The organism is Calothrix sp. CBUCES-K 9914, from assembly GCF_059640475.1.
This window is the reverse complement of the sequence record NZ_JBXXZH010000485.1, coordinates 1-2,905: the sequence shown is the minus strand read 5'-3', so window position 1 is coordinate 2,905 and position 2,905 is coordinate 1. Positions and strand designations below refer to the sequence as shown.

At 43.3% G+C, this 2,905-nt stretch carries 3 protein-coding genes; 1 reads left to right on the top strand and 2 read right to left on the bottom strand.

Going from position 1 to position 2,905, the window contains the following annotated elements; genetic code table 11:
• A partial coding sequence (locus tag AC2JBO_RS44275; protein WP_496959970.1) for a TCP-1/cpn60 chaperonin family protein occupies positions 1-528 on the bottom strand: 528 nt, incomplete at its 3' end.
• Positions 529-702: 174 nt separating this feature from the next.
• On the opposite strand from AC2JBO_RS44275, the gene AC2JBO_RS44270 reads away from it, so the two are divergent.
• Entirely contained in the window at positions 703-1,800 is a 1,098-nt protein-coding gene (locus AC2JBO_RS44270) for an MraY family glycosyltransferase (RefSeq protein ID WP_496959969.1), read from the top strand.
• A 130-nt stretch (positions 1,801-1,930) separates the two neighbouring features.
• Here the strand turns inward: AC2JBO_RS44270 and fabG are convergent, their stop codons facing one another.
• Complete coding sequence (fabG, locus tag AC2JBO_RS44265) at positions 1,931-2,698, bottom strand: 3-oxoacyl-[acyl-carrier-protein] reductase (RefSeq protein ID WP_496959968.1); 768 nt, start codon at positions 2,696-2,698, stop codon at positions 1,931-1,933.
• Between the last annotated feature and the right edge of the window lie 207 nt (positions 2,699-2,905).

The following is a 2,905-nucleotide window of genomic DNA, read 5'->3' as shown; positions in this document are numbered from 1 at the left end:
TTCAACGGTTATTACACCATCTTTTGTTACTCGCTCCATCGCTTGACTCAGCATGGCGCCGACTTCCTCGTCGTTACCCGCAGAAACAGTAGCGACTTGCGCGATAGCACTGCCTTCAATAGGTTTAGCAATCTTGGAAATTTCGTGTACAAGAGCCTCTACTGTTTTGTCAATACCTCGCTTGATTGACATTGGATTACTGCCAGCAGCAACGTTTCGTAAACCCTCTTTTATCATTGCTTGTGCTAAGACAGTAGCAGTTGTGGTGCCATCACCAGCAACATCCTTCGTTTTCGAGGCCACCTCTTGTATTAGACGCGCGCCTGTGTTTTCTAAAGGGTCTTCTAACTCGATTTCTTTAGCTACGGTAATACCGTCATTGACAATTTGCGGAGTTCCAAATTTCTTCTCTAGGAGAACATTACGTCCTCTTGGACCTAATGTAATTTTGACTGCATCCGCTAGAGAATTGATACCTCGCTCTAGCGCTCGTCTCGATTCATCGCTGAATGCTACAATCTTCGCCATATTATAAGGATTAAATTCTTACATTAGACAATTTAGCACTCAATGCTCAAGAGTGCTAAGGAGTGAAAACCGTCAATTGGGTAATTCCCTAGGTTACATACAGATAAATTAAAAAAAAATGATTAATATACAGTTGTCCAGAACGGACATTACCACTAGTTATTGGGTCGGGAGATGAATATTAACGGATTTCTCCAGTCTCTCGGAATTGCCGAACCTCGCGGCTCCGGCTGGTTGGCAGTAGTGTTTACCTTCATGTTGGCTTGGATTGTTACATGGCGGTTTATGCCCACAGTTCGGAAATTTGCCCTGCGGGTTGGCTGGGCTGACCAACCAAACGCGCGGCGCCTCAACCGAGAACCATTACCAAATGCAGGAGGGTTAGCTATTTACACAGGCGTAATTGCCGCGATGGTATTAGCTAGCTTATTGCGACCAATTGAGGTTCAAAATGTTTTAATACAGGTCTTAACGATTTTATTAGGAGGTTCAATCCTTGTTTTAGTTGGTTTTATTGACGACCAGTTCGGTTTACCTTCGTCTGTACGGATGTTAGTCCAAGTACTGACGGCGCTCTTACTTGTCGCCAACGGCATTATTATTCAAGTTACTATAGGTACACCTTTCGACGAAACCCTCTCGATTTTACTTACCGTACTCTGGGTAGTAGGAATTACCAACGCCATCAATTTAATGGATGGTATGGATGGACTAGTGGGAGGAATTGGATTTATTACTGCGATGAGTTTGCTTGCGGTATCAGCGCAATTTCCGAACCGTGCTGCTGCAACATTAGTTTTAGGCGCCTTGGGAGGAGCCGCGCTAGGTTTTTTACGGCACAACTTCCATCCATCGCGTATCATCATGGGAGACGCAGGCGCCTACTTTTTTGGTTACGTTCTAGCAGCAGCAGCAATATTAGGAAGACTTCAAGCATCGACAATTTTCGCGTTAGTACCTCCAGTCTTATTTTTGCTTTTACCAGTACTTGACACAACCCAAGTAGTTATCAGGCGGTTAATGGCGGGTAAAAATCCAATGAATACTCCCGGTAAAGACCATTTGCACCATCGTTTACTAGCATGGGGTTTATCACAGCGTCATGCAGCATTCACTTTATGGTCAATTGCTTTGGTCTCCAACTTATTAGCCATGCACTTTCAGCACCTAACCTTATTACAAATAGCTGTTACTACAGTTAGCATTGTTCTACTTTTAGCCTTTACCGTCTGGCAGCGTATCCGAGCAGCTTCTATGCGAGTAAAGTCATGAGTGCTGAGTGCTGAGTTTGAATTAACTACTCAGCACTCAGCACTTTTTACTCAGCACTCTTTAAGATATCTTAACTACACCATTTATGTACGTAATCTCTCAGCACTCAGCACTTTTTACTCAGCACTCTTTAAGCCATAACCATTCCACCATCCACATTAAATACTTGTCCGGTAATATAGGCAGCAGCTGGGTCAGATGCTAAGAAACGTACCATCCCAGCTATTTCTTCAGGTTTACCAAAACGCGCGAGTGGGATAAATTTGAGTATTTCTTCTGTGTTGCTGAGTTTGTTGGTCATGTCGGTATCAATGAAACCAGGAGCAACTGCGTTAACTGTTATACCGCGCGATGCTAATTCTTTGGCGACTGTTTTTGTAAAGCCAATTACACCAGCTTTTGCTGCGCTATAGTTTGCTTGTCCAGGGTTGCCCATTTGTCCAGCAACTGAGGTAATATTAACAATCCTTCCTGAACGCTGTTTGAGCATAATTTTACTGGCTGCACGAGTACAATAAAAGACTCCTGTCAAATTTAGGTCTATTACAGCTTGCCAGTCTTCAGGCTTCATTCGCAGTAATAATGTATCGCGCGTAATCCCCGCATTATTCACCAATATATCAACGCGCCCAAATTTTTCCATTACGCCATTAAACAATGCTTCCACTTCTGAAACAGACGAAACATCGGCTTTGATAGCAACCGCTGTTCCTCCTGCACCAGTAATTGTATCAACCACTGCATCAGCAGCAGTATTCGAGGCTGCGTAATTAACGACTACGTTCGCTCCTAAAGATGCCAGTTCAAGCGCACTTGCACGCCCTATTCCTCTTGACGCACCTGTAATAATCGCAACTTGTCCACGTAATGTTTGCAGGTTTTCTGGGTTAGCTTCCACAACTTAATCCTCTCCATTTTCTATCTGCGCGCAAAATTCATCTTACAAGTAATGGTGCAGGTAATGGGGAATCTCGGCATTCGCTACCTTTTGTCGGCGCCTCTAAACGCTTACGTATAGTCAAGTATAGTATTTACGCATTATGTATAATTTAATCTCTATACAGAAAAATAATCTGCTCGGTATTTATCTATTTGATAAACATTA

Coding starts and splice junctions, on each gene's coding strand:
- AC2JBO_RS44270 (WP_496959969.1), top strand. CDS start 703: ATGAATATTAACGGATTTCTCCAGTCTCTCGGAATTGCCGAACCTCGC.